General features: G+C 62.5%; 24 protein-coding genes, 1 other RNA gene and 1 riboswitch. Of the genes, 16 read left to right on the forward strand and 9 right to left on the reverse strand.

Going from position 1 to position 25,797, the window contains the following annotated elements:
* Positions 1–430: 430 nt before the first annotated feature.
* The 4 genes from EQG66_RS09330 to EQG66_RS09345 are packed head-to-tail and all read right to left on the reverse strand — an operon-like array spanning position 431 to position 3,073.
* Complete coding sequence (locus tag EQG66_RS09330; protein ID WP_245987995.1) at positions 431–973, reverse strand: NUDIX hydrolase; 543 nt, start codon at positions 971–973, stop codon at positions 431–433.
* Positions 974–987: 14 nt separating this feature from the next.
* Positions 988–1,668: a TPM domain-containing protein gene (locus EQG66_RS09335; protein WP_129404326.1), complete on the reverse strand. Its 681-nt coding sequence runs from the start codon at positions 1,666–1,668 to the stop codon at positions 988–990.
* Positions 1,668–2,462: a TPM domain-containing protein gene (locus EQG66_RS09340; protein ID WP_129404327.1), complete on the reverse strand. Its 795-nt coding sequence runs from the start codon at positions 2,460–2,462 to the stop codon at positions 1,668–1,670. Before EQG66_RS09340 ends, EQG66_RS09335 begins: the two co-directional genes overlap by 1 nt.
* Positions 2,459–3,073, reverse strand: a complete 615-nt coding sequence (locus EQG66_RS09345; protein ID WP_129404328.1) for a LemA family protein — start codon at positions 3,071–3,073, stop codon at positions 2,459–2,461. The genes EQG66_RS09340 and EQG66_RS09345 overlap by 4 nt, the downstream gene beginning before the upstream one ends.
* Positions 3,074–3,203: 130 nt before the next feature.
* Here EQG66_RS09345 and mscL point away from each other — a divergent pair, with 130 nt between their 5' ends.
* The 3 genes from mscL (at position 3,204) to ssrA (ending at position 4,392) form a co-directional block, all read left to right on the forward strand.
* Positions 3,204–3,635, forward strand: a complete 432-nt coding sequence (gene mscL, locus EQG66_RS09350) for a large conductance mechanosensitive channel protein MscL (RefSeq protein WP_129404405.1) — start codon at positions 3,204–3,206, stop codon at positions 3,633–3,635.
* 109 nt (positions 3,636–3,744) lie between these two features.
* Positions 3,745–3,999: a hypothetical protein gene (locus tag EQG66_RS09355; RefSeq protein WP_129404329.1), complete on the forward strand. Its 255-nt coding sequence runs from the start codon at positions 3,745–3,747 to the stop codon at positions 3,997–3,999.
* Positions 4,000–4,049: 50 nt separating this feature from the next.
* Positions 4,050–4,392: a transfer-messenger RNA gene (ssrA, locus tag EQG66_RS09360) on the forward strand.
* An 87-nt stretch (positions 4,393–4,479) separates the two neighbouring features.
* On the opposite strand, the gene EQG66_RS09365 is transcribed toward ssrA, so the two are convergent.
* Positions 4,480–7,173, reverse strand: coding sequence for a TonB-dependent receptor domain-containing protein (locus EQG66_RS09365; protein WP_425470235.1), 2,694 nt, complete (start codon positions 7,171–7,173; stop codon positions 4,480–4,482).
* A gap of 85 nt (positions 7,174–7,258) precedes the next feature.
* Positions 7,259–8,872: a hypothetical protein gene (locus EQG66_RS09370; RefSeq protein ID WP_129404331.1), complete on the reverse strand. Its 1,614-nt coding sequence runs from the start codon at positions 8,870–8,872 to the stop codon at positions 7,259–7,261.
* Between the two features lie 414 nt (positions 8,873–9,286).
* On the opposite strand from EQG66_RS09370, the gene EQG66_RS09375 reads away from it, so the two are divergent.
* The 12 genes from EQG66_RS09375 to EQG66_RS09430 all read left to right on the forward strand — a co-directional run bounded on the left by EQG66_RS09375 (position 9,287) and on the right by EQG66_RS09430 (position 21,870).
* Positions 9,287–9,907, forward strand: a complete 621-nt coding sequence (locus EQG66_RS09375) for a lytic transglycosylase domain-containing protein (RefSeq protein ID WP_164975646.1) — start codon at positions 9,287–9,289, stop codon at positions 9,905–9,907.
* A 3-nt stretch (positions 9,908–9,910) separates the two neighbouring features.
* Positions 9,911–10,219: a TrbC/VirB2 family protein gene (locus EQG66_RS09380; RefSeq protein WP_129404407.1), complete on the forward strand. Its 309-nt coding sequence runs from the start codon at positions 9,911–9,913 to the stop codon at positions 10,217–10,219.
* Between the two features lie 6 nt (positions 10,220–10,225).
* Positions 10,226–10,507 (forward strand): VirB3 family type IV secretion system protein, encoded by a 282-nt coding sequence (locus EQG66_RS09385; RefSeq protein WP_129404332.1) that lies wholly within the window; start codon positions 10,226–10,228, stop codon positions 10,505–10,507.
* A 13-nt stretch (positions 10,508–10,520) separates the two neighbouring features.
* Positions 10,521–12,929: a VirB4 family type IV secretion/conjugal transfer ATPase gene (locus tag EQG66_RS09390; RefSeq protein ID WP_129404333.1), complete on the forward strand. Its 2,409-nt coding sequence runs from the start codon at positions 10,521–10,523 to the stop codon at positions 12,927–12,929.
* Complete coding sequence (locus EQG66_RS09395; RefSeq protein WP_129404334.1) at positions 12,926–14,116, forward strand: TrbL/VirB6 family protein; 1,191 nt, start codon at positions 12,926–12,928, stop codon at positions 14,114–14,116. Before EQG66_RS09390 ends, EQG66_RS09395 begins: the two co-directional genes overlap by 4 nt.
* Positions 14,113–14,895: a TrbG/VirB9 family P-type conjugative transfer protein gene (locus tag EQG66_RS09400; RefSeq protein ID WP_129404335.1), complete on the forward strand. Its 783-nt coding sequence runs from the start codon at positions 14,113–14,115 to the stop codon at positions 14,893–14,895. Before EQG66_RS09395 ends, EQG66_RS09400 begins: the two co-directional genes overlap by 4 nt.
* A 2-nt stretch (positions 14,896–14,897) precedes the next feature.
* The gene (locus tag EQG66_RS09405) at positions 14,898–15,995 is read left to right on the forward strand and encodes a TrbI/VirB10 family protein (RefSeq protein ID WP_129404336.1); all 1,098 of its coding nucleotides are present in this window, start codon (positions 14,898–14,900) and stop codon (positions 15,993–15,995) included.
* Positions 15,996–16,012: 17 nt separating this feature from the next.
* The gene (virB11, locus tag EQG66_RS09410) at positions 16,013–16,978 is read left to right on the forward strand and encodes a P-type DNA transfer ATPase VirB11 (protein ID WP_129404408.1); all 966 of its coding nucleotides are present in this window, start codon (positions 16,013–16,015) and stop codon (positions 16,976–16,978) included.
* Between the two features lie 42 nt (positions 16,979–17,020).
* A riboswitch (cobalamin riboswitch) is annotated at positions 17,021–17,220 on the forward strand.
* A gap of 84 nt (positions 17,221–17,304) precedes the next feature.
* Positions 17,305–19,245, forward strand: a complete 1,941-nt coding sequence (locus tag EQG66_RS09415) for a TonB-dependent receptor plug domain-containing protein (protein ID WP_129404337.1) — start codon at positions 17,305–17,307, stop codon at positions 19,243–19,245.
* Positions 19,245–20,150: an ABC transporter substrate-binding protein gene (locus EQG66_RS09420; protein ID WP_129404338.1), complete on the forward strand. Its 906-nt coding sequence runs from the start codon at positions 19,245–19,247 to the stop codon at positions 20,148–20,150. The genes EQG66_RS09415 and EQG66_RS09420 overlap by 1 nt, the downstream gene beginning before the upstream one ends.
* On the forward strand, positions 20,147–21,106 hold the full coding sequence (locus EQG66_RS09425) for a FecCD family ABC transporter permease (RefSeq protein ID WP_129404339.1): 960 nt from the start codon (positions 20,147–20,149) through the stop codon (positions 21,104–21,106). Before EQG66_RS09420 ends, EQG66_RS09425 begins: the two co-directional genes overlap by 4 nt.
* Positions 21,103–21,870: an ABC transporter ATP-binding protein gene (locus EQG66_RS09430; RefSeq protein WP_245987997.1), complete on the forward strand. Its 768-nt coding sequence runs from the start codon at positions 21,103–21,105 to the stop codon at positions 21,868–21,870. Before EQG66_RS09425 ends, EQG66_RS09430 begins: the two co-directional genes overlap by 4 nt.
* Positions 21,871–21,872: 2 nt before the next feature.
* Here the strand turns inward: EQG66_RS09430 and cpdR are convergent, their stop codons facing one another.
* Entirely contained in the window at positions 21,873–22,247 is a 375-nt protein-coding gene (cpdR, locus tag EQG66_RS09435) for a cell cycle two-component system response regulator CpdR (protein ID WP_129404340.1), read from the reverse strand.
* Positions 22,248–22,381: 134 nt separating this feature from the next.
* On the opposite strand from cpdR, the gene EQG66_RS09440 reads away from it, so the two are divergent.
* Positions 22,382–23,284, forward strand: coding sequence for an N-formylglutamate amidohydrolase (locus tag EQG66_RS09440; protein ID WP_220428648.1), 903 nt, complete (start codon positions 22,382–22,384; stop codon positions 23,282–23,284).
* Positions 23,285–23,490: 206 nt separating this feature from the next.
* Here EQG66_RS09440 and EQG66_RS09445 read toward each other — a convergent pair whose 3' ends face one another.
* On the reverse strand, positions 23,491–24,276 hold the full coding sequence (locus EQG66_RS09445) for a SapC family protein (protein ID WP_129404341.1): 786 nt from the start codon (positions 24,274–24,276) through the stop codon (positions 23,491–23,493).
* Between the two features lie 78 nt (positions 24,277–24,354).
* Positions 24,355–25,797 (reverse strand): FAD-binding oxidoreductase, encoded by a 1,443-nt coding sequence (locus EQG66_RS09450; protein WP_129404342.1) that lies wholly within the window; start codon positions 25,795–25,797, stop codon positions 24,355–24,357.

Consider the following 25,797-nt stretch of genomic DNA (forward strand, 5'->3'; position numbering starts at 1 on the left):
ATGCGTCGCTCGCTCGCAAACTCTCCCTCTCAGGTGCGATCCGGCCAACCATAATTGCCACTTAGCCCCGTACTTGCCTCTGCGGCAAGCGCACCAGCGCTTAATACGGGAAGAGCAGGACCGCTGGCCCGCCAAACAAGCACAGGCGCATCCATCGAATGTGCCAGACCATAAGTGTCCTCGATGCCCGATGCCCGTGGCAGGACGCGCCGACCGAATTCCTCTCGTTACCGGAGAAGGCGGGCCTGTGCCTGCCGATCCAACAGCTTTTCCTGCGCGTCCTGCAGTCTTTGCGGCCTATTTCTCAAGCGAAATGGGTTCTTTGCGGCCCATTTCTCAAGCGAAATGGGCGGGACACGCCGGCCGATTTCCTCTTATCGCCAGAGAAGGCGGGCTTATGCCTGCTAGTCCAACAGCTTGCCGCGCAAGCCTAGCGCAGGAAATCCGCGCCCAGCGCCACCAGCAGCTTGACATCGATCGCCAGCCCATCCGCCCGGCGCGCGGCGAGGAAGGCGTGGATATCATTGAGAGGCGCGCGGTGGACGGTGATGTTCTCGCCCTCATGCCCGCCGCCAGTGCCGGTGCGCGCCAGCCCTTCGGCGCGAAAGAGCGTGAAGCTCTCGGACACCAGCCCCGGCGAACTGTAATATTCGCCCAGATCGCGCATATGGGTGGCGCGATAGCCCGTTTCCTCCTCCAGCTCGCGGATCGCGGCGGCGGAAGCCTCTTCATCTTCCGATCCCGCCTCGTCGCCCACCAGCCCGGCGGGCAGCTCAAGGCACGCGCGGCCCAGCGGCACGCGGAACTGCTCGACGAGGATCAGGTGCGGCCCGTCCCCTCCGCTCTCGTCCACCGCGAGGATCACGGCGGCGCGGATGCCCCGGCTGCGCGAGACATATTCCCACGGGCCTTCTCTCTTTGCCGTGATGTATTTTCCCGCCCACATGATTTCGGGCGTGCTGTGTCCGGGCATAAGATGTCCTGTGGTTAGAGTTCGATCAGCCGGTCGGGCAGTTCATTGGGGTTGCGGCTGGTGAGCGGGCGCTGCTCGGCGAGGATCACGCCCAGCATGGATATGGCGTCCACCATGCCGTCTGCGGTGCGATCCTGACGCACCGCGTGGATCAGCGCGGCCATCGCGTCGCCCCAGCGTTCGGGCGCGACGGCGCTGCTGATCGCACTGTCCGCCACAATCTCGGCCCGATGCTCGGCGAGCGAGAGATAGAGCAATATCGCAGTGCTGGCGTGGGTGCGCCCTTCAGCAGAAGCGCGGAAGATCGTCACTGCCTGTCGCCGTACCCGGCGCGCCTTGGTGGCGGGCGGGGTGAGCGCGAGGCGCAGCGGCATCCACGCGAGGGCGTAGCGGATGGCGAGAAAGACGATGATCTGTGCGCCGAGCAGCAGGGTGAAGTGCATCCATGCCGGCAGGTCATGCTGCCAGCCGCCGAAGATAGAGACAGCCAGCTCCGCAAACCAGTCTGGAAAAGCCGCCACCAGCGCGAGCAGGCTCAGCATGCCCGCCACCGCATAATGCAGGCCGACATCATGATAAGCGTCTGATCGCGGGGCGATGACGGTGACGATCTCGCCATCGGTCGCGCCTTCCGCCGCGCGCACGGCGGCGCTGATCCGCTCATGATCCGCCTCGCTCAAGGCAAAACGCGCCATCACCAGCCTCCCGAAGCCCCGCCGCCGCCAAAGCCGCCGCCGCCGCCGGAAAAGCCGCCGCCAGACGACCAGCCGCTGCTGCTGCTGCCGCCCCAGCGTGATCCGCCGCCGATACCCGGACCCCAGAGGATCACAGGAAGCGCGCCGCCGCGATAGGCCCGGCCCGCCCGCCCACGCAGCAACATGGGCAGGATGATGAACATGAAGATGAGGAAGATCGCCACCAGCACCTGTCCCTTTTCCTCGCCGCCCTGCTGCTCCTGTGCGGCCTGCGCGGCGAGCTTGCGCGCCTCTTCGGGCGGCAGCATCAGGATGCGCACCAGCTCGTCCGTCCCCGCCGCGATACCTCCGGGATAGTCCCCCTGCTTGAAGCGCGGCACGATGATGTTGCGGATGATCCGGCCAGACAGTGCATCGGTCAATATGCCCTCAAGGCCATAGCCCACCTCGATCCGCAGCTTGCGCTCGTTGGGGGCGATGATGAGGAGCGCGCCGTCGTCCCGTTCCTTGTCGCCGATGCCCCAGTGATCGCCCAGCCGGAAGCCATAATCGGCGATGTCATAGCCTTGCAAATCGGCAAGGGTAACAACGACGAGCTGCCGCTGGCTCTGCTTTTCAAGCTGAGTCAGCTTCGCGTCGAGCGAGATTTCCTGTGCGGGGGAAAGAATATCGGCCGAGTCAACCACCCGCCCGGTGAGCGCGGGAAACTGCTGCGCGCCCGCTGCGCCAACCTGCGCGCATAGCAGGATCAGCGGCCAGAGCAGCGCAACAATCAGGCGTGTGGCTGTGTTCACTTCGCTCCGTCAGCGCCAAAATCGACCGTGGGCGCTACATCGGCATTGGGTGAAGTCGCCTGATAGGGCGCCATCGGCTTTGCCCCGCGGATCGCCGCGCCAATCATGTCCGGGAAGGTGCGGACGCGGGTGTTATAGTCCTGCACCGCCTCGTTATATTTGATGATTGCGGTAGAGATGCGGTTTTCCGTCCCTTCAAGCTGCACTTGAAGATCCTGAAAGTTCTGGTTGAACTTGATGTCCGGATACGCCTCTACCGTTGCAAGCAGGCGTCCGAGCGATTGGCTCAGCGCGCCTTGCGCGGCGGCGAACTGTGCCATCCTGGCGGTGTCGCCCAGCTCGTTGGCGCTGACCTGGATCGAGGTTGCCTTTGCGCGGGCTTCCACCACGGCGGTCAGTGTATCCTGCTCTGCCCGTGCCGCGCCCTTCACAGTGGCGACAAGGTTGGGAATGAGGTCTGCCCGGCGCTGATACTGCGCCTGCACATCGGCCCAGCGCGCCTTGGCGGCTTCCTCTGCAGTGGGAATACTGTTGATCCCGCAGGCGGAGAGCGCCAGCATCATTATCGCCATGGCTGCGATGCGAATGGGATGGGCGCGGTTGGTCTGCATCGATTGATCCCCCAAGGTTTCCGTGCCGCAATCTAGTGTCAGCACCGGTGCTATGCAACAACTGGACAGCCAAGTTGTTCCATGCAAAGTTCACGCCCGCAATTTATTCTTAAAGTGGGGAGATAGCGAGATGTCGATAGGTTCGGAATTCAAGGAGTTTATTGCGCGTGGCAATGTGATGGATCTGGCAGTAGGTGTCATCATAGGTGGCGCATTCGGCAAGATCACAACGTCGCTTACCGAAGATGTCATCATGCCGGTTCTGGGCTGGTTGTTTGGCGGGTTCGATTTTTCACAGCATTTCATACGGTTGGGTACGCTGCCGGCAGACTTCAAGGGCAACCCGGAAAACTATGCCGATCTGAAGGCTGCCGGAGTGGCGATGCTGGGCTGGGGGCAATTCCTCACCGTCATCATCAATTTCATCATCCTCGCTTTTATCATCTTCCTGATGATTCGCGCGGTGAACCGCATGATGGCGCCCAAGGTAGAGGCTGCGCCCGCCGGGCCGAGCGAAGAAGCGCTGCTGCTGCGTGAAATCCGCGATTCTCTGAAGAAATAGCGACGCGGTTCGTCGCAAAGGCGGGAACCTGTTGCGGCATAGATGGTTTGCACCGCATCGCGCCATCGCGTGTGTGCGCCATCTGTGCATGCAAACAGGAGATAGATTTATGAAGCCATTCGTCGCCCTTCTCGCCCTCGCCACTGTTGCTGGTCTGTCCGCATGTGATTCCAGGCAGCAGGACGCTGTGGAAAACACAGCAGAAAACCAAGCCGAAAAGATCGACGACATGGCTGATAAGCTCGAACAAAGCGCCGATAATGTCGGGACCGCAGTCGATAATCAGGTCGATGCGCTCAAGGAAAAGGCCGAGGATGTTCGCGAGGCTGGTGAGGCCGCGAAGGAAAAGCTGGAAGGCAAATAATCTCCAGATAAGGCTTATGCTGTATGAAGGGCATGGATTTCGCGATCCATGCCCTTTTCATATCGCCCTGTGGCGCCTATATAGGGTGTGCCGGCTTCGACCGGCTATGGCGATAAATTGTGCCGTGTAATAGATGCAGCGGACCCGGGGGCAGTACCCGGCGGCTCCACCATATTCCCTGATCGCTCAGGGCATCTGACGGGGCCGAACCAGGATCGACGTGTATTCAAAGACGGTGTTTTCGCTCAGGCTGAGTAACCTGTTCAAGGCTCAAAACCGATAAGTGCCAACGATAACGAAGCACTTGCTCTTGCAGCGTAATTGAGGGCCTCACGGCCTGACATTACCCTAACAGAACGCGGCTGGGCCAGCCGGGCAACAGAATGGATTCCAGCGGTTTGGATGGCACCGGGCAACAGAAGCCATCCACCCCCTCCGGTTCGATCAGATCGAAAACTGCCCTAGCCCGTGCCCGAATGATCAGAACTTCAGCGACGCCGAAAGCGAAAAGGAGCGGCCTTCCTTATAGCTGTTGGTATCGATGCGGTTGCCGTTGGACTGCTGATATTCGATATGGCTGCGCCCGGTGATGTTGCGTGCCTCGGCCTTCAGCTCCAGCTCCTGACCCGCAATCTTGATGCCCTCGCGCGCGACGATATCAAAGCGCAGGCCCGGCTTTTCGATCACATCGGGCTGGGGGGGGGAACCATTGAGGCCGCGGCTGATCACCCGTTCGCTCGCATAGGTCATCAATAACGTCAGCTGCGAGAGTCGTTCCGTGCTTTCAATGCCTAGCTGCAGGTTGACGATATGGTCAGACTGGCCCGTGAGGGGTGTTCCGTTCCGGAAATAGTCTGACGCGATGCTGGATGCCGCACCGAAGACAGCGGTCTTGTCGCCACGACCAACCTTCAGGCTGGACTTGGTGAAAGTGTAGTTACTCACCAGGACCGCACGGCGCGTGGCAAAGAAGCTTTTCTCTCCGCCCAGCCCGAAAAGGTCGAAATATTTCACCAGCTCGATTTCTCCACCCCACAGCTCGGCTTCCGGAGCATTGGCGAAGGATGTCGTCGGGTCGCCCACGCTCGCTGCGATGTAGGATTCGATCGGCTTGTCGATCAGCTTATAGAAACCCGCGATAGAGAACCTCTGCTCCGGCGCGAAATACCATTCGAAGCGCGCCTCGCCGTTATACAGCTGGCTGTCGACGAGAAGCGGATTGCCCTGATACTGGCGGTTGCTCTCCGGGTCGTAGTACGACTGGAAGATCAGCTCGCGGAACTGCGGGCGGGCCAGCGTCTTGGAAGCGCTCACGCGGAACTGCTTGTTGGTGTCCATCTGCCAGGTGAGGGTGGCGGCGGGGAGCCAATAGCCATTGTCGAGCGATGTGCTGGCGGTAGATGCGCCGGGCACTCTGAAGACCTCGACAGGTTTTACTACCTGCTTTGCTTTTTCATAGCGCACACCGACGTCGATGCTCAGAATATCGGTCGCCTGCCAGTTCACCTTGGCATAGCCCGCCCAGTTACGCAGCGTGGCATCGAACACCGGGTTGCCTTCATTGCCCTCGATCAGGCCGATATTGAAGGCATTGATGACGGCGGGAGAGAGCAGTACGTCGGGGCGCAAAACCTCTACGCCGGACGGGAGGCTGTTTGCTCGCACCAGAAAATCGCGGCGAGAGTTGTAGCGCCGCGTATCGGACCAGGCACCGCCAATGCTCAGGCCGAGGCCGGAAGAGGCCTTCCAGCTCAGGTCCGCGCTGCCCGCCCACAGATCCTCGTTGAGGTCCGAAAAGCTGATCGTCGCGTTGCCGCTGTTGCCGCCGCGCAGGCGGTTGACAAAGACAGCGCCGAAAGGATCAGCCGCCGCGTTGGTGCGCACATATTCGAAGAACGTCTCAAATGGGGCTTCGCGTTGCGAATTGGCATAGGTGCCGCGCACGTCTAGCTCCAGCCCGTCCATCAGCTCAACCTCGCCGACGATCTGTGTATCGATCAGCTGGCGCTCGAACCAGCGGGTGTCCTGTTGCAGGAAGTCCGCGGTGCCGCCCTGACGGCGGCCGATGCCGAGCCGCGCCTGCTTCACGGTGTCGCGGATATAGAGGCTGGTCCAGCTCACCCGGTTCTTGCCGAATTCGAGGCCCAGTCCGAACAGGCCGTTCACGACGATGCGGTTCTGGGTCGATACGCGCCGGAAGTCGGTTTCGAGGGTAGACAGATCGGAGGAGAATGAATTCTGCTGCGTTGCCTCGCGGGTATTCCAGCGGTTGCTATAGCCAGCTGCAGCGATCAGGCCGACATTCACATCACCGACCATGAACGAGTCTCCGGCGGAGAGATTCACAGAACTGTTGGGATACATTTTCGGCACGCGCTGAACGACGCTGTTGTGCCGGTTGAAGAACTCAGAAGCGATGGCCCGTGTGTTGACAGTGCCGGAACTTATCCGATCACCGCTGGCGAAGAAGGACTTGAGGGCAGGGGGAACATCGCGCGATCCGTTGTCAAAGCCGGTCCAGTCGCTCTTGCTGCCATAATAGGTATAGCCGAGCTGGCCCGTGGTTTCGCTGTCGCCGGAAATGCCCGCGCCAATGGTGAGGAAGCGTTCGCGCGGCACGGCGCGGGTCGTCAGGTTGATCACGCCGCCGCCAAACTCGCCGGGATAGTTCACCGAATAGCTCTTCTGGACCAGCGACGAGGCAATGACGTTGCTGGGGAAAATATCGAGCGGGACGACGCGCTTCAGTGGTTCGGGGCTGGGCAGGGGAGAGCCGTTGAGCAGGGCAAGCGAATAGCGGTCTCCCAGGCCGCGCACGTAGACATAGCCCGATCCCACCACGGACAGGCCGGTGACGCGGCCCAGCGCGCCCGCGATATTGCCTTCGCCGGTCCGCGCGATTTCTGCGGTGGTGAGGACCGAGACAACCTGATTGGAACTTTTAGAGATATTGGCATCACGGCGGCCGGTAACGACGATATCCGCGCCGGGGATGGACACTTCCGGTGCTTCCTGCTCTTCCTGAGGCTCAACGGACGTTGGGTCACTGGCAGCGGGAGCCGCCGTTTCATCGGCGGGCGCGGCTGGCGCGCCTTCCTGGGCGAGGGCCAGACCGGGGGCGTTAAGCGCCGTGGTTGCCAGCAAGGCGACGGCCAGTCGCGAGGTCATGTACATCGAATTTCCTCAGGTGCTATATTCAGAAAATGGGAGGGCAGCCTGTGGCGGCCGCCCTCCGAGACCATCAATCGCGGATGGTGGCTTAGCTCGTCGGCAGCGAGTTGCAGGCCGTCGAAGCCGAGCCGAAGTTCGCCGTCGTGCTGTTGCAGGTCCAGCCGGTGTACCAGTTGGTATTGCCGGACCACGCAGCGCCAATCCGGTTCGGGCTGGGATTGGTGAGCAGCGTCGAAGCGGGTGACACAGTCGTGAGGTCAAACGCGGCAACGCCGTCCTCGTTCGCGCCGTTTATGAACAGGCTCGTGAGGGTCGGCGTGAAGGCGTCGTTATTGTTGTTCGCGCCTGAACCGAAGAAGGCCTGAACCTGTGCTGCGGTATAGGTGCCGGTGCCAAGATACTTGGTCGCGTTGCACTGCATGACCACGGACCGCGCGGTGAAGGTGGCGGGCGCTGTGCCCGATCCGTTCACCCTGAGGCACTCGTTGTTGGGCGAGATGATGATCGAGTTGAGCAACGTGGAGTCCGAGTTGCCGCGCGTGAAGATGGATGCGCGTGCGCTCGCCTCGTTGTTGGAGCTCGTCTGCGGCTGGATCGCCACCATGTTGGCAACCCGCAGCTGGGTACGGGGGGTGTCGCCCTCGTTGCCGTTGCTGTCGATTTCCCACAGGCCGTCACCCAGGCCCGGACGCTGGACCAGCAGCGCATATTGGAGGTCCATGCGTGCGCCAACGTCGACGTCGAGGCTGTCGTCGTCCGCGCCGGTGGCAACATAATATTTCATGTTCACCACGCCGCCGAAGAATTCTGCGCCATCGTCAGAGCTGTTGTGCGACTGGATATATTCGAGCGTGGTGCCGGAGCCGATGCCTTCGGTGGTCAGGCCCTGAAGCTCTGCGTTTGGCGACAGGTTGAAGCCAGAATAGCGGATCTGGATATAGCGCATCGTGCCAGCATTATAGGTGTCGTCGGTTCCGCCATAGATGCCGGGGTTGGCGGCGCCTTCGGTATCGCGCTCACAGGTGTTGCTGACGACAGAACCAAAGCGGCAGTCTGTGATGCGGCCGCGACCGGCGAGAACCACGCCGCCCCACTGGCCTTGCGAGGTATCATCGCTGAGGCCAAGGATATTGTCGCGGCTGGTGAAGATGATCGGCTGGGTCTGGTTGCCGACAGCGTTGATGCGGTTGCCGCGATTTACCATCAGCCATGACTGACCAGTGCCACCGAACAGGATCACGCCGGGCTGGATCGTCAGCGTCACGTTAGTGTCCGCGGTGAGCGGGGTCGTGCATCCCGCTGTGGTCGAAGTGTATGGTGCGCCGACGGTCGGCGCGGTAAAGCCGCCGTCACAACCCACGTTGACGCGGTCGCTGATTTCATAGAGCAGGCCGGCGACCTTAGGGAGCGTAGTGGACGTGCGGATGGTAGCCGGCAGACGGCACACGCGCCATGTGCCGGTCGGTCCGGTAATCGTGCCCTGATCGCTCAGCCCTTGCGGGTCGGATATGGTCGGGCAGCCTGCTGCTGCTGTTACTGTGCCACCACCGCTGCCGCCGCTGCTTCCGCCGCCGCTGCTTCCGCCGCTGCCGTTGTTGATGGTCACATTCCCGCTTCCAGTGGACGCGATATCGCTCGCTCCGCACCCGGAAAGCACCAGCATGCTGCAGCCAGCGAGGAACAGGCTGAAGTTGTTCTTCACGATGAATTCCCCTTGATCGTCACGCGACTCTGGCATCGGCGCCGTCGCGAGTCGGGGGTCTAGGGGCTTTGTGTGACAGGTGGCTTTCAAATATATGACTAATATGTGACACGGCTTTAAGGAGCGTTCGCCTCGTCGCGATCGGGTATGCGAATGCCATATTGACGCATATGCGCCGCCCCACGGAAACATAAGTGACATATTCACGAGCATCGATTGTGGCTGTTTTGAGCGGCCGAGCGAGAGTGGCCGCTGTCGCATGGCTGTTGCCGAAAGCCTGATCGTCAAAGTGCGTCAAAACGGTTTGCACACCCCTGCTGCAGTGCTGCAGGTGATGGGGTGTAGTGCCAATTGACGTCTATTTGTAACAAAGATGTCATCGAACTGCCCCATCAGGGCGGCGAGGTGAATGTGATGAGTCGCGCCAGCGCCTGTCGATCAATGCTGTCGGTGTGCGCCCTGTTGGCGGCGAGCCCTGCGTCGCGTGCCGATGCGGACGTACTCGAAGTCGGCTATGGCGGCGCGAAATGGGTGGCGGGCGGCCCGCAATCGTCAGCGGCCTCCGACGACCGCTCGGCAGGCAGTGTCCATAACCTTGATGGCAGCGGACTTGGCGCGCCAGAGACTTTATTGCCCGGCGCCGTCGCTCCGGCACGTTGGCAGCAGCGGGTGGCGGAACTTGCCGCGCGTTATGATATAAGCCCCAGCCTGCTGGAGGCGGTAGTGTGGCAGGAGAGCCGCTGGAACGAAAGGGCCGTTTCGCCTGCCAGCGCGCGCGGCCTGGCACAACTGATGCCCGGCACCGCGCGGGAGCTTGGCGTCAACCCCGATGATCCCAGCGCCAATCTTGAGGGCGGTGCGCGCTATCTGCGCCAGCAGCTCGATGCCTTTGGCGGAGATATTGAAAAGGCGCTCGCCGCCTATAATGCCGGGCCGCACCGCGTGCGGCGCGCAAACGGCGTTCCCGCCATCCGGGAAACACAGAATTATGTCGCGGCCATTCTTGCCCGGCTTTCAGCCCCTGTTCGGAGATAGATGATGTTGCGTTCCTCGCGCCAGTTCGTTCTTGCCCTGCTTGCCATGCTGACTCCGCAGGCGGCGTTTGCCCAGTCTGCCGACCCCGCTGGCTCTGGACCGATTGTTGCGGCTTTGGGGTGGATGCAGGGCACATTGCTAGGCAATGTGGCGACCGCCGTCGCCGTGATGGCGGTTGCGGCCGTGGGCTTCATGATGCTCAGCGGCAGGATGAACTGGCGCTTCGGCGCTACGGTTATCATCGGCTGCTTCATCCTCTTCGGCGCGAGCGCGATCGTCTCTGGTATTCAATCCGCCGCGGCGGCGGGCTGATTGACGATGAACCTCTCGCGCTTCCCCGTTCACCGTGCGCTAACCCGGCCGCAGATGTTCGGCGGGGTGACGTTCAATTTCTTCGTCATTAACGCAGCGGTGACGACGGAGGCGTTTCTGATCACCAAGAGCTTCTGGGCGTTGCCGGTTGCGCTGGTGGTACATGGCATCGGCTATATGGCCTGCCTGAGGGAGCCACGCGTATTCGACCTGTGGATCACCAAGGTTTCCCGCTGCCCCCGCGTGCCGAACTGGTCGCGCTGGGGCTGTAACAGCTATTCGGCATGAAGAAGCACGCGATATGAAGAGATTTTCAGGCGCGGCGCTCTGGGCGCGCAAGGAAGCGCATGGCGGAGAGCGGCTGCCCTATCGGTCGTTGGTCGACGAGAATGTCGTGCTGATGCGCGATGGCTCGGTGATGCTGGCGCTGCTGGTTCCCGGCCTCGCTTTCGAGACAGCGGACACGGTGGAGCTGAACGCCCATACGGCACTGCGCGAACTGCTGTTCCGCTCAAGCCTCGATTCGCGTTTCGCGCTCTATCATCATGTTATCCGCCGCCGGGTGCAGGTGGAGCTGGAAAGCAGCTTTGAAGACCCGCTGGCCGGGCATATCGACGCCCTGTGGCGCGATCAGCTTGCCACTGGCGCTCTGTTCGTCAACGATCAGTATATCACGCTGGTGCGCAGGCCCGCGCGCGGCAAGGCGGGCTGGCCGGAGCGGGTGTCCAAGCTTTTGAAGCGCCAACGCGGCCCGGAACTCGAAGCGGATCCTTCCGATCTGCGGGCGTTGCGCGCGGCGGGGCAGGGGATCGTGGCGGCGCTGGCGGGCTATAGTGCGCGGCTGTTGGGAGAGTATGAGGGCGCGAACGGAACCTGCTCCGAAGTGCTGGAGCTGCTCTCCGCCCTCTATAACGGAGAGACGCGGCCGGTGCGCAAGCCCGCGCCGGGCACCGATATCGGCAAGATGCTGCCCTACCGGCGGCTGAGCTTCGGGCTGGACGCGATGGAGAGCCGGGGCGCAGGCGCGAGCAGCTTTGCCGCGATGGTGAGCCTCAAAGAGTATCCCGACAGCACCTCCCCAGGCCTGGTGGACGCCCTGTTGCGCCAGCCGCAGGAAATGGTGCTCTCCGAAAGCTGGGCACCTGCCGACCGACAACTCGCGCGGGAGCGGATCGACCTCTCGCTGCGCCGCCTGAAAAGCGCCGATGAAGAGGCGATGGCGGAGCGGCGCGAGATGATGGCCGCGCGCGATGCGCTGGGCACCGGCAGCGTTGGCTTCGGCGATCATCATCTGTCGGTACTGGTCTGCACGGATCGGCTTGAAGCGCTCGACGATGCCTGCGCCAATGTTGCGGCGGCGCTGGCTGATGGAGGCGCGATCGCGGTGCGCGAGGATGTTAATCTGGAGCCGTCCTTCTGGGGGCAGTTTCCGGGCAACGAGGCCTATCTCGTTCGCCGTGCGATGCTGTCCAGCGCCAATATGGCGTGTTTTGCCAGCCTGCACGGCTTTGCGCTGGGACAGGCGCACAACAACCACTGGGGCGACGCGGTGACGCTGCTGCAGACGACCAGCTCCACACCGTTCTTCTTCAATTTTCATAATGGCGATCTTGGCAATTTCTCTGTGATCGGGCCGTCCGGTTCCGGCAAGACAGTGGTGATGAACTTTCTTGCCGCGCAGGCGCAGAAGTTCAGCCCGCGCACCATCCTGTTTGACAAGGATCGCGGCGCAGAGGTGTTCGTGCGTGGCATTGGTGGCCGCTATGCCCGCATTTCGGCAGGGCAGCCGACGGGATTCAACCCGCTGGCCCTGCCCGACACGTCTGAGAACCGCGCCTTCCTGAGGGACTGGTTTGCCGTGCTGCTGGGTGCGTCGGGCGCGGAGGAGCACATGCTCATCGCCGCCGCTGTCGACGCCGCCTATGCCAATGATGCGCGGCTGCGCAGGCTCGGCCACTTCCGCGAGCTGCTTGCAGGCTCGCGCCGCCCCCAGCCGGGAGATCTCGCCAGCAGGCTCGACCCATGGATCAACGAGGGTGAGCATGCCTGGCTGTTCGACAACGCGCATGACCGGCTTGATCTGTCTGAACGGGTGATCGGTTTTGACATGACGGCGCTGCTGGAGAGCCCGCGCCTGCGTACACCGACGATGATGTACCTGTTTCATCGCATCGAAGAGCGGCTGGACGGCACGCCCGCGATGATCCTGATCGACGAGGGCTGGAAGGCGCTGGACGATGAGGTCTTCGCAGCGCGCATCCGCGACTGGCTCAAGACGCTGAGGAAGCGCAATGCGCTTGTCGGCTTTGCCACCCAGTCCGCGCGCGATGCGCTGGACAGCCGCATATCGACCGCGCTGGTCGAACAGACCGCGACGATGGTCTTCATGCCCAACGCCCGTGCGCGCGCTGAGGATTATTGCGAGGGTTTCGGCCTCACCGAGCATGAGCTGGATCTCATCCGCACACTGCCTGCCCATTCGCGCTGTTTCCTCGTGCGGCAACCCGATGCCTCGGTCGTCGTGCGGCTCGATCTGTCTGGTATGCCAGAGGTGCTGGCCGTGCTTTCGGGCCGGGAGAGCGTGGTCCGCAGGCTCGATCTGTTGCGCGCCCAGCATGGCGACACGCCAGCCGCCTGGTATCCCGCGCTCACGGGCGCGCCATGGCCGGGTGATCTGCCCGAACAATACGACGTGGCGGCTGCCGAATGAGCCGCTGCGAGGCATTGGCGGCCGAGGCATCGGGTGGCGTGGCGGCTGCGCTACGCGCGGTCGACTGCCTGTCGAACGAGATGGCGGCCTCCGCCTTTGGCCGCCTTTTCGGCGCGCAGGGCGCGCTGCTGCCTGCGCTCACCATATTGCTGACGCTCTATATCGCGCTGTTCGCGTTTGCGCTGATCACCGGGCGGAGCAGGCTCGGCGTTTCGGCGCTGACCCCGCGTATGATGACATTGGGACTGGTGCTGACCTTTGCGACGAGTTGGCTGGCGTGGCAGGGCGTGGTGTGGAACCTCGCGATCGGCGCGCCCGATCAGCTGGCCGGCATATTGCTTGGCTCGAAAGAGTCCGCCACCATGATCTTTTCCAACAGGCTGGATGCAATCTTCGCCGCCATTGCCGATATCGGCACCCAGAGCACGCCTGATGCAGAGGCCGCCGTTAAAAGCGCTGCTGATGGCGGCGCTTTTTCGCCCAGCGGGATGATGTGGCTGGCCGCGATCCTGTTGCTGCTTGGCACAGTGGGGGTGTTGCTGACGGCGCGGATCGCGCTGGCTGTGCTGCTGGCACTCGGCCCGATTTTCGTGGTGCTTGGTCTGTTCGGCGCCACCCGTGGGCTGACTGCGGGCTGGCTGCGCGGGCTGGTGCTGACGGCGCTTACACCGCTGTTCGTTGTGGCAGGCGGATCGTTGATAATGGAGCTGCTGGTGCCGATCATCGGCGGCATGGCGGTGGAGCAGGGGATCGACGCGCGCGGCGCGATGGCGCTGTTCGTCGTAAGCGCCGTGCATGTGGCACTGATGGCGATGGTCCTCAAGGTTGCGGGAACGATGGTTTCCGGCTGGCAGGTATTCGGTCTTGCTCCCACTGAGCAACCGGCTGGTGCCCCCTCTGTTCAGACGGCAGGCGCACAGGCCTCTTCACCGGTCGCCACGCCTTTGTCTGACGCCGCGCAATCCCAGCCGATGCGCCGCGCCGCGCTGGTGACGGCGGCGATGATGCCCGTATCCGCAGATGGATCGGCCGCGCGCGAGAGCGCGGCTGCAACTCATCACAGGCAGACTATCAGCCCGATCGATCAACCTGCCCCCCGCACAGCCCCACGTGGCATCAGCCGGGCGCATGGCGTCGGCAGCCGCTTCCGCGCCCACCAACCCCGCCGAAAAGAGATGTTCCGATGATCCGCATAGTGATGAGCGCCTGCGCGCTCGCCCTTGCCGCCACCCCCGCTCTCGCCAAGGACGCGAGGCTGGTGTCCCGCGTTTACAACAGCGATGAGGTGGTGCGCATCGAGAGCAAGGCGGGTGTCCAGGCGTCTATTGCCTTTGCCGAGCAGGAGCAGATCGAAAACGTCGCCATCGGCGATTCGAACGCCTGGCAGGTCACGCCCAACAAGCGCGCCAACCTGCTGTTCGTTAAGCCACTCGCAGCCCGCGCCCGCACGAACATGACCGTGGTGACTGACAAGCGCACCTATTTCTTCGATCTTGTGGCGGGGCCAGCGGCCAATCCGCTCTATGTCCTGCGCTTCACCTATCCTGAAGAGCCGGGCAAGAAAGCCGATGCGCCGCCCGCTGTGCCTGCGCTCACCACTGAGGAATCGCGGGTGGCAGGCGGCGAGCTTCCTGCCGATCCTGCCAGCCTCAACTTCAACTGGGTGCGTAAGGGCGACGCCAAGATAATGCCCGCGCGGGTGTATGATGATGGCGCGGCGGTCTATCTCGCCTGGGCGCCAGGCGCACCTCTGCCAAGCATCATGATGCGTGATCGCACCGGCGCAGAAGGCCCTGTCAACTATGCCGTGCGCGACGATACGCTGGTGGTCGATGGCGTGCCGGGAATTTTGATCCTGCGCCTTGGCCGCAGCAGCGCCACGCTGGAAAACAAGGGCAGGGAACCGAAGACCTCCATGATAGCCGCCCACCAGCCCGCCACCGTCCGCACTGAGCCGAAGGAATGAGCATGCGTAACAGCAATTTGCGGCTTGCCGCCAAGCCTGCAGACGAGATCGATCCGCGCGAGCATCAGGGTGCGCAGATAATCGACCTTGCCACCCGCAACGTGCTGCCTTCTGTGGCTAAGCGCAGCCGCTCGGACAGCCTCGGCCTTGCCGGAGGCATCGCGATGGTCGCGGCGCTCGGAGCGATCACGCTCTGGAGCCTTAATGCCTCGCGCGAGGAGCAGCAGGCACTAAAGCAGGCGCCCGTGGGGCAAAATGCGCAGGCCGCTCCCGGTCAGACCGTGGAACAGGCGCCCGCCGTGCCACCGCAGGCGATCACGCCCGCACCCGTCGCTGCGCCCGCGCCCCAACCAGTGCTCGCCGCGCCGCCGCAGACCGCTGCTGCGCCGGCCACCAATCCACACTCCAGCCCGACTATCGTGTTCGATGCGAGCGCTCTGCCTCTGCCTGCCCCGGCTGGAGCCGCCGCCGCGCCGGGTGCATCGGGCAACAGCAATGATGATTTCGCCAGCCGCCTGGGCGGGGTGGGCGGCTCCACCGCGGTCGCGACGACGGGGATCAATCCACAGACCACGGTGACGCAGGGCACGCTTATCCCGGCGGTCCTTGAAACCGCTATCGACACCGATGTACCGGGCTATGTGCGTGCGATCGTATCCGCCGATGTCCGCTCGTTTGATGGCAGCCGTGTGCTGGTGCCGCGTTCGTCACGCCTCATTGGCCAGTACAAGAGCGGGATGCAGGCGGGCCAGAAGCGCGCCTATGTGATCTGGACTCGGCTGATCCGGCCCGACGGCGTATCGGTCAACATTGCGTCTCCCGCCATCGGCTTTGGCGGCGAGACGGGGCTTGCGGGCAAAGTCAACAATCACTTTTTCGATCGCTTTGGCTCGGCCATGCTGCTTTCGGTCATCAGCGGGCTGACGACGCTGGCGAGCGCTGGCACCAATGTCATCATTGCCGGCGGCGGCCAGTCTGCGGCTGCGGCTGCGGTGGGCCAGTCTGGCCAGATCAGTCCCACTGTGCGGGTGCGGCCGGGCGAGCCTGTACGCGTCTTCACCGCGCGAGACCTCGATTTTTCGAAGGTCTCTACCCAGTGAGCGCCGAGGTGCTGCCCATGCCCGCTCCGGGTGTGAGCGGCAGCGTCTATCTTGATGCCTATCTCGCGCCATTCCAGCCCTATCTGGCGCGTGAGAGCGTAACGGAGATTCTGGTCAACCGGCCCGGAGAGCTGTGGATAGAGGATGCCGCCGTGCCGGGTATGCAGTGTGTGAGCCTGCCTGCTGTGGACGACATGCTGCTGCTGCGGCTGGCGGAGCAGGTGGCGCGGATCAGCCATCAGGGCGTCAATCGAGAGCATCCGTTGTTGGCGGCGACGCTACCCGATGGCGCGCGGATCCAGCTCGCCGGGCCGCCGGCGACGCGCGGTAATTGGGCGCTCGCAATCCGGCGGCACCGCCTGGTCGATCTGCCGCTTGGCGCGTGGGATCGAGGGCCGATCACCCCGGCGCCGGTCGCGCCGATGCCCGATCCCGTGGCGGAGCCGATCGCCTATCTGCGCGAGGCGATCCGCCGGCGACGCACCATCCTCATTGCTGGCGGTACGTCGACCGGCAAGACGACATTTCTCAATGCCATGCTGCGAGAGATACCGGAGGTAGACCGCGTTGTTCTGGTTGAGGATACTGCGGAACTGAGGCTGCCGGGCCGAAACGGCGTCGGTCTGATCGCGGTCAAGGGAGAGCTGGGCGAGGCGCGGGTCTCCGCGGATGATCTGTTGCAGGCGGCACTGCGCCTCCGGCCGGACCGCATTGTGCTCGGCGAGCTGCGCGGGCGCGAGACGATCAGCTTCCTGCGGGCAATCAACACGGGGCATCCGGGTTCCTTTTCCACCGTTCACGCCAACAGCCCGCGCGGTGCGCTGGAGCAGATCGCGCTGATGACGATGCAAGCCAATATCGGCCTGACCCGCTCAGAAACGATCGCCTATGCCGCGTCGGTGATCGACGTTGTCGTCCAGCTGGAGCGGACGGGCGGTCAGCGCGGCATCGCCGCCATCGCTGAGGCGCGAGAGCTGATTTAGGGCCTCCTCCATCGGGCCTTGCCTTTGGCGCAGAGCTGGCTATTAACCCGCCTTGCGACAGGTTCCCGGAAACGGGATGAAAAGGGAAGCCGGGAGTGGGGAAACCCATAATCCGGCGCTGCCCCCGCAACTGTGACCGGCGAGCCGCCGCCCCATATGTCACTGGGCCTTCAGGCCTGGGAAGACGGGGAGGATGGCGCTGACCCGGAAGCCAGGAGACCTGCCTGACGCGGTCGTTCTTCAGCCGGGCGGGGTGTATCGGATGAACGGGGGATTTTCCTCGCGTGACGGCGTGTGTGTCAACCGTCACGTAAAAGGAGATTCCCGTGACAAAATTAAAATATGCAAGCCTTTTCATTGCTCTCGCTCCTACTTTTTCCGCTCTCGCTGAAGAAGGGGGCGAGCAGATTGTGGTGACGGCCAATCGTGTGGAAACCCCGGTTAGCAAGGTGGGCCTCTCAGTCAGCATCATTACGGCGGACGACATTGCCCGGTTCCAGACTCCCGGCATCACTGAGCTGCTGCGCTCCGTTCCTGGCCTCACGGCAACCCGCAGTGGTGGCCTTGGCACGCTTTCAAGCGTGTTCGTGCGCGGGGCATCGTCGGATCATACCGTCGCGCTGATCGACGGTGTGAAGATCAACGATCCGTCCTCCACAGCGGGCGGGTTTGATTTCGGGAGACTGATGACCGGCAATATCGAGCGTGTCGAAGTGGTGCGCGGGCCGCAGTCGGTTCTCTGGGGCAGTCAGGCGATCGGCGGCGTCGTCAACATCATCACGCGTCAGGCTAAAGGTGGCAAACCCTCCGCTGCACTACAGGGCGAAGTTGGTGCGCGCGATACAGTGAACCTGATCGCGAACGCGGCACTGCAAACCGGGCCGCTCTCGATCAGCGGTGGTGCATCGTGGCTGCGGTCAGATGGCATATCGGCGTTCAGCGAGGCGCGTGGCGGCAAGGAAAAGGATGGCACAAAGGAATATGGTGCCAACCTCAATCTGGGCGTTGCTTTCACGGATGCGCTTGAGCTGGATCTGCGCGGCTGGCTTTCGCATAGCAGGACAGAGCTTGATGGCTATGCGTCTACTTTTCCCTACGGCTTTACCGACGCGCCTAATTATAACCGCACACGCGAGGCCATCGGTTATGCGGGGTTGAACTGGAACGGCCTTGATGGGCGCTGGCGCAACCGTATCGGTTATGCGGTAACGAAGGTATTGCGCGATGATTATGACCCCACCGCGACCCCTGTGCGCCAGGGCGATTCGATGGGCCGAAACGAGCGGATTGAGGCGCAATCAGGCTTTGACATTGCGCGAGGCTGGAGCATTATTGCCGGGGCAGAGCGGGAATGGTCGCGCTTCACTCAGTCCAATGACTTTGGCTTTGGCGCGAGCACGAACAAGGGCCGCGCCACGCTCACCAGCTTTTACGGCCAATTAACCGCCACGCCTTTAGCGGGCCTGACGGTGAACGCGGGTGCGCGGCATGACGATCATAACAATTTTGGCGGGCATACGACCTTCGCCGCCAATGCCGCCTATACGCCCAATGCAGGCGACACAGTGATCCGCGCCAGCTATGGCGAAGGGTTCAAGGTGCCCTCGCTCTATCAGCTTCGTAGCCAATATGGGAATCTGGCCCTGCAACCGGAAAGCGCGAAGAGCTGGGATGTTGCTGTGGTGCAGAAGGGGCTGGATGGTCGCGCGCATATCGGCATCACATGGTTTCGGCGCAAGACGCATAACCTCATCAATTTCGTGAACTGCATAGCGCCGAATAATCCATCGGCTTTGTGCGATTATCCCGGCGGTTTCAGCGCGTTCAGCTTTGACGGATATTATGAGAATATCGGCAAAACCGTATCGGAGGGCATTGAAGCGGAGCTTAAGCTGCGGCCCGTAGATGGGCTGGCACTCGCCATGAATTATTCTCATGTGAAGCCGCAGGATAAGGCCACTGGGCTTGATCTGCTGCGTCGTCCGCGTGACAAGGCCTATGCCAGCCTCGATTACAACTGGTCGTTCGGGATGAGCACCGGCGCGAGCATCAGCCTTGTCGGCGATAGTGCAGATATTGATGACAATGGAAAGCGGGTGCAGAATGACGGCCACGCCACGGTCGATATTCGCGCCAGCTATCCCATTGGCCATCACGCGGAACTCTATGCCCGGATCGAAAACCTGTTCGATACGCGCTATGAGACGGTGTTCAATTATGGTCAGCCAGGCCGCGCGGCTACTGCGGGCATCAGGCTGAAGCTCTGATGACGGCGCGGGCGGCAGCGATACGGGCGCGAGCGGCGGGCTTGGCCGCGCTGCTTGCGTTCGCGCTGCTGCCCGGCTGTTCTGTGCCTGCGCGAGTAGAAAACGAGCGACAGGGCCGTCCTGTCCGTATTGTCTCAATGAACCCGTGCGTTGACGCCATCCTGCGCGAGGTAGCGGACCCGGCACAGATCGCCGCGATCAGCCATTATTCGCATGATCCGCGCGCGGCGTCTGTACCAGCTGAATGGGCGCAACGCTTTCCTGTTGTTGGGAATAGTGCGGAGGATGTGCTCTCTGCCCGTCCAGATCTGGTGATCGCCGGGCCGCATATCGCGCCGGAAACGCTCGATGCGCTCAAACGCATGGACATTCCCCTGCTCAGCACGACCGTTCCTGCCACCGTGGCGGAGAGCCAAGTGCAGATAGCCGCCATCGCCGCACGTATCGGGCAAAGCGAAAAGGGCAGGGTGCTCAATGATCGTATCAGCCATGCCGTGGCGCAGGCGAAAGCAGAGGCGGTCATCGGCGGTGGCCCACGCGCGCTGATCTGGCAGGATGGCGGCCTTGTTCCCGGCCCCGGCACTCTGGCGGATACGTTGCTAAGGGATACCGGCTTTCGCAGCGTAGCAGGGCAGATGGGGTTGGCGCAGTGGGATATGGTTTCGGTCGAGCAGATATTGCTCAGCCCGCCCGATGTGGTGATGACCGGCGCGGCAGGCATGGAGTCTGACGGCGCCAGCAGCCGCGGCATGGCGCGGCATCCGGCGCTGGCGAAGGCGCGTGGGCATATCCTGATCGCGCCGTTTCCCTCGCGCCTGTTGCACTGCGCCGGGCCGACAATCATCGAGACAGTTGCGCATCTTTCCGCTGTGCGCGCGCATTGGCGACGAAAGCGCGAGGCATGAGGCTGAACCTCTCGCTATTGGGTGCGCTTGTTCTGGCAATACTGCTTTCGTTGCTTGCCGGGCGGCACTGGATCGCGCCCGGCGAGTGGCTGGCGGGTGATCTGCCCTCGCTGATTATCACGCAACTGCGGCTGCCACGCATCTGTCTTGGCGCGCTGGTGGGGGCGGGTTTGGGCATGTCCGGTGCCGCGATGCAGGGCTATTTGCGTAACCCGCTCGCGGACCCCGGCCTGTTCGGCATATCGGCCTGCGCGGCTCTGGGCGCAGTGACGAGTATCTTCTTCGGGGTGTCAGGCGTGCCGATGGCGTTGCCTGTATGCGCGCTGGCCGGGGCAGGGGCGGGCGTCATGTTGCTGGTGCTGCTCGCGGGTCGATCGGGCAGCCTCATTCTCTTTACGCTGGCGGGGGTGATGCTCTCCAGCCTTGCGGCCGCGTTGACGGCGCTGGTCATCAACCTCGCGCCCACGCCGTTTGCCAGTGCTGAGATCATAACCTGGCTGATGGGTGCGCTAACGGACCGGAGCTGGAACGATGTGCTGCTCGCGCTTCCGCTGACAGTGGCGGGCATGGGTTTGTTGATGCTGACGGCAAGTCAGCTTGATGCGCTCAGCCTTGGTGATCTCGCCGCGCGCTCCATGGGCGTGGACATGGCGGGCTTGCAGCGGCTGCTGGTGCTGGGGCTGGCGCTGTGCGTTGGCGGATCGGTGGCGGTGGCAGGGGTGATCGGCTTCGTCGGCTTGATGGTGCCGCATCTGGTGCGGCCGCTAGTGGGGCATCGCCCTTCGGCGCTGATGATCCCTTCCGCGCTGGCGGGGGCGCTGTTGGTGGTGGTGGCGGATATGCTGGTGCGAGTAGCGCCGGTGGTGAGCGAAATTCGCCTCGGTGTCATGATGTCGGTGCTTGGCGCGCCATTTTTCCTGATGCTGCTGCTCAAGATGCGGCGGGAGATAGCATGATGGCGGCCGCGCTTGCCTTTTCAGACCTGACCGTCCGCAAAGGCGGGCGCGCAATAGTGTGCGGTATCAGCGGACATCTGAAGCGCGGGGCGGTCACGGCGATTCTCGGCCCCAATGGTGCTGGCAAGAGCAGCCTACTGCATATCCTAGCCGGGGTGGAACAGCCACGCTCCGGCACGGTCCTGCTAGGGGGCGCACCGCTTGGCACCCTCAGCGCGCAGGAGCGAGCACGCCGCATCGGGTTTCTGCCGCAAAAGGGCGAGGTGCACTGGAATCTTGCTGTGAAGTCGCTGGTAGGCCTGGGCCGTATGGGCCATTCTGCCGGACGCAGTCTGTCGCAGGAGGATGAGGCCGCTGTGGTGGCTGCGCTGGCGGCGACCGATGTGACACACCTTTCAGATCGCAGCGCTTTGAGCCTCTCCGGTGGAGAACTGGCGCGGGTGCTGCTGGCGCGGGTGCTGGCGGGAGCGCCGGAATGGCTGCTGGCGGACGAGCCATTGGGTAGCCTCGATCCCGCGCATCAATTGGCTGTGCTGAAGCGCCTGGCTATGACTGCGCGGGCAGGGGCGGGTGTCGTGGTCGTGCTGCACGATATCAACCATGCCGCGCGCATTGCCGATCATGTGGTGCTGATGAAGGATGGCGCGATGCTGGCGGACGGCGCCGCGCAGGATGTCCTCACGCCAGACCTACTCGAAGCTGCTTTTTCCGTGCGCTTTCGGTTGGTGAACGACGGCGGGCGACGGCTTTTTGTTGCGGAGTAAGTTTACAGACCGCTGGCGCTGCTGAGGCCGAACATGCGGTCTACTTCCAGCACAAGATCACGCAGGTGAAACGGCTTGGAGAGCACCTTCGCCTGCGGCACCGCCTTGCCGGCCTTCAGAGTCACTGCCGCAAAACCGGTAATGAACATCACGCGCATATCGGGCGCAACCTTGGCTGCGTGCTGGGCCAGCTCGATCCCGTCCATTTCGGGCATGACGATGTCTGTCAGCAGCAGGTCGAACCTGTCAGTCTCCAGCAAGGGCAATGCCTCGGTGCCGCGATCGACTGACACGACATCATAACCAGACCGCTCCAGTGCGCGCGCCAGATATTGGCGCATCGCATCATCATCTTCCGCCAGCAAAATACGGATCATCGACCCCTCAACCCTTATCCTGTTTGCCCCAAATGGTGCCTGTGGCACAACATGCTGTCAATGCCGCGCATCTTATGCTTATCTTTTATGGACAAGGGCTTAATTTCGCTGCCCGGAGGGATAAAAAATCGCGCATGATGGGTGACGAGAAGGAGCAGGGCGGGCAGGCCGGGCCAGTGGAAGCAGGCTCTTTCGCCTTTTTTGGGCCGGACAAGCCGCGTTGGCCGGTTTTGATCTCAGTGCCACATGCCGGTCGTTTCTATCCTGACGACGTACGCGATCTCAGCGCGCATCCGCTCTCGATGTTGGCGCGACTGGAGGATAGGCATGCCGATGCGTTGGTGTCCGGGCTGATCGCGCAAGGCTATGGCGTGATAGTCGCGCAGGTTGCGCGCGCCGCGATAGACCTCAATCGTGACCCGCGCGATATTGACCGGCGCATGATCTCCGGAATGCCGCATGGGCAGGCGCTTATCGAAACAGCAAAATCACGCGGCGGGCTTGGACTGTTCCCGCGATCGCTGCCGCGAATGGGCGGTCTGTGGCGCGCGCCGCTGCATTGGGCCAGGGCGCAAGCGCGGATCGAGACAATCCATGTGCCCTATCATGCCCGGATTGAACAGGCGATGCGTGCGATCAGGACTGAGCATGGAGAGGCGCTGTTGCTCGATGTTCACTCCATGCCGCCGCTGGATGTCGGAGGCGCTGCCAGGCCTGATGTGGTGATCGGTGATCGATTCGGAACGAGTGCGGCAACGCGATTTTCGGAAATCGCGCGAGCGGTGGTAGGGATGCACGGCTTTTGTTGTGCGCTGAACCACCCATATCCCGGCACGTATATCGCGGAGCGGCACGGCAAGCCTGAGTCGAGACGCCATGTGCTTCAGCTCGAAATATCGCGGGATCTCTATCTCGATTCTGGTTTGTGCGAGATTGGGCCGGGGCTGACAGCAGTGCGCGCGATGATCGAGGATTTGGCCAAGGCGCTGCGGGATGAGCTGAGTCGCGATAGCAATTTCGCACTAGCGGCGGAGTAACCTCCGCTCTCATGCCAGAAAAAACCACCCTATGCAGTGCATAGGGTGGCCAGGTTCAGGGAGGAGACGCCTTCCGGGAAGAAGGCATCCATGCGGGCGCCCGAAAGGGGAACAGGCGCCAGCACCTCAACTAGATAGTGCAATGAGGTAAATTTTTCAACCGCTCAATTGCCGATGCGAAGTAAAAGATTCTGTAAATACAGGGTTCAGTTTACGGCTTCAGGCGCCTTCACCTGCGGCATTTTTCCTTGCTCTACTTGCTGTTGGAAAATCTCGCGCATCAGTTGCAGCGAGAACAGATGGGCGTGGATTAATGGCAGCATACCGTTCTGGTTGATCTTGCGGAGCTGGTCTCCACGCAGATCGCGCAGCTTTTCTTCGTTCACCATCTGGAACCCGCGATAGACGAAGGGCTGCTCGTTGCCCGGAACCTGAATGGCGACCTCGCCATCCATCAGCAGTTCCATTTCCTTGATATCTTTCATGAACAAGCCGGTGCGGTGCGCCGCCTGCTCGAAATCCTCGCAGAATTTCAGGATGTTCTGGGTCAGCTCGGTGGGCTTGCCGTCTTCGAGCAGGGCCTCGCCTTCCTTCTTGAACTCACCCAGCGTATCCGATGTGGGGTCAAAGCAGAGCGATAGCTCATCGCTATCCGGACGCAGCTTGGCGAGCATCCACGGATAGCGGCGTACATAGGCCGGCACATAGCCCGAACCGCGCAGCTTGCCATCATCATCGAGGAAGGTGTTGACGCCCTCGTTGAGGCCCATCAGCGCCAGCGGCACCGGCTCGTCGCCTGCCGAGAAGATGATCGGCACGAAACGCTGGGCCACCACGAATTCGTCGATCGTCAGCGGCACGGCGTGCTGGTCTTTCAGGAAGGGCGCGGCATCCGCAGGCTTGAGGCGCAGCTTGGCGTGCTCGTTGCTGTTAAGAGGCACGAGATCTTTGTAAAAAATCGGCAGATTGCTTGCCTGCGGGGCGCTTGCCATCAAATCGTCTCCAAATAAACAGATGTCCAGGGCCATTGCACCGGATTTTTGAACTTATTGTGTCGGCGGATACTGCGCTCAGGCCTCGCTTGCAAGCGGGATCAACTTGCCGGGATTCATGATGCCGTGCGGATCGAGGGCAGCCTTGATCGCCCTCAACGCCATGATGCGCGCCGGGCTGGAAAGGCGGCCAAGTTCGGCCCGCTTGGATTGGCCGATGCCATGCTCGGCCGAGATCGAGCCTCCGGCGGCCACCACCAGATCATGCACATAGTGCCGGATTTCCTCGCCGCTGGTCTTGAGCCAGCCTGAACGGTCCGCAATATCGGCAGGCGCGCGAACATGAAAATGCACATTGCCATCGCCCAGATGGCCATAGGAAGTGGCCGTGGTGCCTGCGAAACGGGCGGTGCAGGCCTCAGCGGCTGAGAGCATGAAGTCCGGCATGGCGTTGATCGGTACGCTGATATCAAACGCAATCGGAAAGCCCGCTGCTCGCTCTGCCTCTGGGATAGTCTCACGGATGCGCCAGAAATCGCGGGCTTGCGCCTCATTCTGAGCGATAACCGCATCATGGATCTGGATTGTGTCGTCAGTCATCAGATCGCCGAGGGCCGCTTCCAGTTGGGCGCGGCCACCCTCACCAGAGTTGCTCAGGTCGAACTCGATCAGCGCATTCCATGGCGCGAGTTGGGCCAGCGGCGCGCGCGTGTTAGGGACGTGTTCGATGACATAGCCCACAGGCTCTGCCGCCATCACCTCAAACCCCTCAATGATCGGACCGAGCCGCGCTTCGAGCGCCCGTAGCAGGGCCAGCGCGTCGTGCGGGCTGCCAAGGCCAAACCAGGCGGTCGCGCTGTGCGTGATGGCGGGAACGAGCTTCAGTGTCGCGGCCGTAACGATGCCCAGCGTCCCCTCCGCGCCAATCAACAATTGCTTTAGGTCATAGCCGCGATTGTCTTTCTTGAGCGGGGCTAGGCCTTCATAGATACTGCCATCGGGCAGCACTGCCTCGATGCCGTCCACCAGCCCACGCATCGTGCCGTGTCGCAACACCTGCGTGCCGCCGGCATTCGTGGAAATTAGTCCGCCGATAGTGGCGGAGCCTTTTGCGCCAAGGCTCAGGGGAAAGCGCCTGCCTGCCGCCTCTGCGGCGTCATGAAGGACGGAGAGGATCACGCCCGCCTCGCACACAGCCTGATTGGCGCTGGTATCGATGGCGCGGATGCTGTTCATGCGCCGCAACGAGAGGATGAGCGCGCTGCCATCGGCGGGAGGGGTGGCGCCGCCGACCATGGATGTATTCCCGCCCTGCGGCACCAGCGGTATGCCATGTTCCGCCGCGAGGCGAACGCAGGCTGCCAGTTCCTTCGTGGTGGCGGGCGAGAGTATCGCCGCCGCCGCGCCTTGATAATGCCCGCGCCAGTCGTTCAGCCACGGGGCAATATCATCCTGCTCAATGGTTATTCCCTTGTCGCCAAGAATGCGGCGGAAGCCTTCGATCGGAAGATTGTGTGCCAT

Origin of the sequence: Sphingobium fluviale, from assembly GCF_004122115.1 — a bacterium.
Lineage (GTDB): Bacteria > Pseudomonadota > Alphaproteobacteria > Sphingomonadales > Sphingomonadaceae > Sphingobium > Sphingobium fluviale.

Coding starts and splice junctions, on each gene's coding strand:
- EQG66_RS09330 (WP_245987995.1), bottom strand. CDS start 973: ATGCCCGGACACAGCACGCCCGAAATCATGTGGGCGGGAAAATACATC.
- EQG66_RS09335 (WP_129404326.1), bottom strand. CDS start 1,668: ATGGCGCGTTTTGCCTTGAGCGAGGCGGATCATGAGCGGATCAGCGCC.
- EQG66_RS09345 (WP_129404328.1), bottom strand. CDS start 3,073: ATGCAGACCAACCGCGCCCATCCCATTCGCATCGCAGCCATGGCGATA.
- mscL (WP_129404405.1), top strand. CDS start 3,204: ATGTCGATAGGTTCGGAATTCAAGGAGTTTATTGCGCGTGGCAATGTG.
- EQG66_RS09355 (WP_129404329.1), top strand. CDS start 3,745: ATGAAGCCATTCGTCGCCCTTCTCGCCCTCGCCACTGTTGCTGGTCTG.
- EQG66_RS09365 (WP_425470235.1), bottom strand. CDS start 7,173: ATGTACATGACCTCGCGACTGGCCGTCGCCTTGCTGGCAACCACGGCG.
- EQG66_RS09375 (WP_164975646.1), top strand. CDS start 9,287: ATGAGTCGCGCCAGCGCCTGTCGATCAATGCTGTCGGTGTGCGCCCTG.
- EQG66_RS09380 (WP_129404407.1), top strand. CDS start 9,911: ATGTTGCGTTCCTCGCGCCAGTTCGTTCTTGCCCTGCTTGCCATGCTG.
- EQG66_RS09385 (WP_129404332.1), top strand. CDS start 10,226: ATGAACCTCTCGCGCTTCCCCGTTCACCGTGCGCTAACCCGGCCGCAG.
- EQG66_RS09390 (WP_129404333.1), top strand. CDS start 10,521: ATGAAGAGATTTTCAGGCGCGGCGCTCTGGGCGCGCAAGGAAGCGCAT.
- EQG66_RS09395 (WP_129404334.1), top strand. CDS start 12,926: ATGAGCCGCTGCGAGGCATTGGCGGCCGAGGCATCGGGTGGCGTGGCG.
- EQG66_RS09400 (WP_129404335.1), top strand. CDS start 14,113: ATGATCCGCATAGTGATGAGCGCCTGCGCGCTCGCCCTTGCCGCCACC.
- EQG66_RS09405 (WP_129404336.1), top strand. CDS start 14,898: ATGCGTAACAGCAATTTGCGGCTTGCCGCCAAGCCTGCAGACGAGATC.
- virB11 (WP_129404408.1), top strand. CDS start 16,013: ATGCCCGCTCCGGGTGTGAGCGGCAGCGTCTATCTTGATGCCTATCTC.
- EQG66_RS09420 (WP_129404338.1), top strand. CDS start 19,245: ATGACGGCGCGGGCGGCAGCGATACGGGCGCGAGCGGCGGGCTTGGCC.
- EQG66_RS09425 (WP_129404339.1), top strand. CDS start 20,147: ATGAGGCTGAACCTCTCGCTATTGGGTGCGCTTGTTCTGGCAATACTG.
- EQG66_RS09430 (WP_245987997.1), top strand. CDS start 21,103: ATGATGGCGGCCGCGCTTGCCTTTTCAGACCTGACCGTCCGCAAAGGC.
- cpdR (WP_129404340.1), bottom strand. CDS start 22,247: ATGATCCGTATTTTGCTGGCGGAAGATGATGATGCGATGCGCCAATAT.
- EQG66_RS09440 (WP_220428648.1), top strand. CDS start 22,382: ATGATGGGTGACGAGAAGGAGCAGGGCGGGCAGGCCGGGCCAGTGGAA.
- EQG66_RS09445 (WP_129404341.1), bottom strand. CDS start 24,276: ATGGCAAGCGCCCCGCAGGCAAGCAATCTGCCGATTTTTTACAAAGAT.
- EQG66_RS09450 (WP_129404342.1), bottom strand. CDS start 25,797: ATGGCACACAATCTTCCGATCGAAGGCTTCCGCCGCATTCTTGGCGAC.